Origin of the sequence: Pontibacter sp. JAM-7 (genome assembly GCF_048548695.2) — a bacterium.
In the GTDB taxonomy this organism is placed as follows: domain Bacteria; phylum Pseudomonadota; class Gammaproteobacteria; order Pseudomonadales; family Balneatricaceae; genus Neptuniibacter.
The window spans coordinates 1-284 of the sequence record NZ_JBLYIF020000031.1 but is presented as its reverse complement, the minus strand read 5'-3'; the positions used below and the strand labels follow the sequence as shown (position 1 = coordinate 284).

Sequence of the window (284 nt, the reverse complement as noted above, 5' to 3'; positions counted from 1 at the left end):
GGAGCCGCCGTTACAGATGCCGGCACTGCAGCTGACGAGGATGTAGACTCAGCGGCTGCAGGTGCCGCAGCTCCCGCTACGGTAAGCTCCAGCAACAAGTCACCTTCATTCACTAGAGCACCTTCCTTGATTTTCATCGAGGCAACGACACCAGATTTCGGTGCAGGCACTTCCATAGAAGCCTTATCGGTTTCCAGCACGACTAGACTGTCCCCCTCGCTGACACTGTCTCCGTCCTTCACCAGAACCTCAACAACATAAACATCAGTCGCACCAGACAGATG

At 54.9% G+C, this 284-nt stretch carries 1 protein-coding gene; it reads right to left on the bottom strand.

Features of this window, described 5'->3' with window-relative positions:
* Positions 1 to 284, bottom strand: a 284-nt coding sequence (locus ACFVYJ_RS13745; RefSeq protein WP_463255417.1) for a biotin/lipoyl-containing protein, incomplete at both ends; no start/stop codon positions are given.